The organism is Streptomyces sp. NPDC005752 (assembly GCF_040630715.1).
Taxonomy (GTDB): Bacteria; Actinomycetota; Actinomycetes; order Streptomycetales; family Streptomycetaceae; genus Streptomyces.
Window position 1 is genome coordinate 1 of record NZ_JBEXYB010000089.1, and the last position, 3,452, is coordinate 3,452.

General features: G+C 67.2%; 2 protein-coding genes. Both read right to left on the reverse strand.

Translation table 11 applies throughout. The features are described from left to right. Positions 1 to 948: beta-ketoacyl synthase N-terminal-like domain-containing protein (locus ABZ441_RS33440; RefSeq protein WP_358981167.1), on the reverse strand; the 948-nt coding region annotated here is incomplete at its 3' end. Between the two features lie 89 nt (positions 949 to 1,037). Beyond that, on the reverse strand, positions 1,038 to 3,452 hold a 2,415-nt coding region (locus tag ABZ441_RS33445), incomplete at its 5' end, for an SDR family NAD(P)-dependent oxidoreductase (protein WP_358981169.1).

Sequence of the window (3,452 nt, forward strand, 5' to 3'; positions counted from 1 at the left end):
CGCGGGGCCGTTCGGCGCGGTCAGCCCGTTCGACGCACCGTCCTGATTCACCGCCGAACCCCGCACCACAGCCAACACCTGATGCCCGTTACGCAGCGCATCCGACAACCGCTCCACCAACAGCACCCCAACGCCCTCCGCCGCGCCCATCCCATCGGCTGCGGCGGCGAACGCCTTGGATCGGCCGTCGCGGGAGAGACCCTGCTGTCGGCTGAACTCGGTGAACAGATCAGGAGTGGACATCACAGCGACACCACCGGCCAGCGCCAGCGTGCACTCGCCCTGGCGCAGGGACTGCACGGCCAGATGCAATGCCACCAGCGACGACGAACACGCCGTGTCCACAGTGATCGCCGGACCCGTCAGACCGAACGTGTACGCGATACGACCCGACGCAACACTGCCCGCCGTACCCGTCATGGCATGGCCTTCGACCTCTTCGGGGATCGCGGGCAACCTGCTGCCGTAGTCACGGAAGCTGGATCCGATGAAAACGCCCGTGTGGCTTCCGCGGACCGACGACGGATCGATACCGGCACGCTCGAAGAGCTCCCAGGACGTCTCCAGGAGCAGCCGCTGCTGCGGATCCATCGCCAACGCCTCACGCGGCGAGATACCGAAGAACCCCGCATCGAATTCGCCGGCGTCGTGGAGGAATCCACCCTCGGTCACATATGACGTACCCGGCCTCTCACCTTCCACGTCGACCAGGGCGGCCAGGTCCCAACCGCGATCGTCAGGGAACCCGGAGATTCCGTCAGCACCTGCGGACACCATCTCCCACAGGTCCTCCGGCGACGAGACGCCGCCAGGGAAGCGGCAACTCATGCCGACGATCGCCACGGGCTCACTACCGGCCGACTCCGCTACTCGTAACTGAGCCCGCGTTTCCTGGAGTTCCGCCGTGACTCGGGTCAGATAATGGCGAAGCTTCTTGACATCTTCCATGTGCTTGCCCCATGTAGTGAGTCAGAACCGTGTGAGTCAGAACCGTGAAGGTCGGAACCGTGGGAAAACAGATCCGCGAAACCATGTGGTCAGGAAATTCCGAATTCCTTCTCAATGAATTCGAAGATCTCGTCGTTGCTGGCAGCCTCGAGCTCTTCGGACTCGACAGCCGCCGCCTCCTGCTGCTGTGCGGTGCCGGCGAGCGCGCGAAGGAGGCTGCGCAGCCGACCGCCGATCTGGGCTCTGGAGGGGTCGCCGTCCGACATCTCTGCAACGAGGTTTTCCAGGCTGTCGAGTTCCGCAGCACCGGGTGTTACCGACCCCTCGGTTTCCTCGAACAGTTCGGCTCCGAGATGGCGCACGAGATCGGCCACCGTCGGGTGGTCGAACACCACGGCGGTGGGCAGTCGAAGGCCGGTCGCGGTATTCAGCCGGTTGCGCAGTTCGACTGCGGTGACGGAGTCGAGACCGAGTTCCAGGAACTGGCGTCGTAGCCCCACCGCGTCGGCGGATTCATGCCCGAGCACGGCTGCCACGTGGGTTCGTACGGTGCCCATGAGCTGCCGGTCGCGTTCCTGAGGCGCCAGGCGGGACAGTACGTCACGCAGAGGGGTGGCCGGGTCGGCGGTGCCGGCCGCTTCCAGCACGCTTCGGGCCTCGGGGATCTCGTCCAGCAAATGACTCGACCGCGTCGCCGTGTAGGCGTGGGTGAACCGGTCCCAGTCGATGTCGGCTATCACCACGGTGGTGTCGTCGTGTTCCAGCGCGGCTTCCAGAGCAGAGACCGCCGACTCCGGGGACAGGAGCGGTACACCGTGCCGGAGGCGGACCTCATTCACGCCGGCCAGCTCGGCCATGCCGCCCTGTGCCCAGGAACCCCAGGCCACGGAGGTGGCCTTCAGCCCTTGCGAACGGCGGTACTGGGCGAGGGCGTCAAGATAGGCGTTGGCGGGGGCGTAGTTGCCCTGGCCCGCCATGCCGACTGTGCCGGCCAGCGAGGAGAAGAGGACGAAGGCTGTGAGCTCCAGTTCCCTCGTCAGTTCGTGTAGGCGCCACGCTGTCTCGGCCTTCGCCCGCAGCACCCTGTCGACTTGATTGAGGGTCAGGGTGGTGACTGCCCCGTCGTCCAGGACCGCAGCAGTGTGGATCACGGCTGTCAACGGGTACTCGTCCGGAACCGCGGCCACGAGCTCGCGGAGCGCGTCGGCATCCGTGATGTCACACGCCGTCACGGTTACTCGGGCTCCCGCTTCCGTCAGTTCGGCTTCCAGCTCTGCAGCTCCCGGCGCTGTGGCGCCCCGGCGGCTGACGAGGAGGAGGTGCTCGGCGCCCTGGGACGCCAACCGACGGGCGACCTGCCCGCCGAGGGCGCCCGTGCCCCCGGTGATCAGCACCGTCCCGCTTCCCGGATTCCAGCCACCACCCAGCTCATCACCGATGGGCGTCCGGACGATCCGACGCCCGAGGATCCCGAGGGGCCGGACCACAACCTGGTCTTCGTGAGCGTCGGCTGCCATCACCCCGCAGAGCCGGCTGAGGGAATCGACGTCGGGCGCCAATGGCAGGTCCACCAGCCCTCCCCACCGTTCGGGGAGTTCCTGCGCCACAACTCGGCCCAGGCCCCAGACCATCGCCTGCGCAGGGCTGGTGAGCGGGTCCGCCTCTCCGGTGGAGACGGCGCCCCGGGTGACACACCACAGCGGTGCAGTCACCCCTAAGGCTTCCATCTCCTGGACCAGCAACAACGTCCGGCCGAAACCCGCCGGAACCGAGGGCACGTCGGGGAGGGGCCTCTCGTCCTCGGCGAGCAACGACAGCACGCCGGCCGCATCGGAGTGTGCGGCCAGCAGACCGGCCCACTCCTGCGCGTCGTCGGGTGCCACAATCGGCACCACCTTGGCTCCGTGCGCTTGAAGCGCCCCGGCGACCGCCGCGCTCAGCTCGCCGTCCACCTGATCCGGCGCAACGACTACGAGCCAGGTTCCGGACAGGTGAACCGAGTTGTAGTCGGACAGCGGCTTCCAGTCGGCGCGGTACCGCAATGACTGCATCGAGGCGGTGGCGCTCTGTCGCCGATGCCACGCAGACAGCGCCGGCAGCACTCTCTTCAGCTCCGAGCGAGCGTCATCGAGCCCCAGGGTCTGTGCGAGGCCCTCCAGGTCCTCCCGTTCCACGACGTCCCAAAAGCCGTCATGGGGAGCCTCTGCCGCAGTGGGGCGGGGGGCGGAGGCGTCGAGCCAGTACCGTTCGGGCTGGAAGGCATACGTCGGCAGGTCTACGTGGCAGCCGCCGTCGGAGATGCCAGTGCTGTCGAGGACTGTCCTCCAGTCGAGTTCGACGCCTCGCACCCAGAGTTCCGCCATCGAAGTCATGAAACGCTGCGGACCACCCTCACCCCGACGGAGCGTGCCCACCGCCAGAACGTCGTCGCTGATCTCCTGGAGCGCACCCAAGAGCACCGGATGCGGACTGACCTCCACGAACACCGCATCACCCTCGTCCAG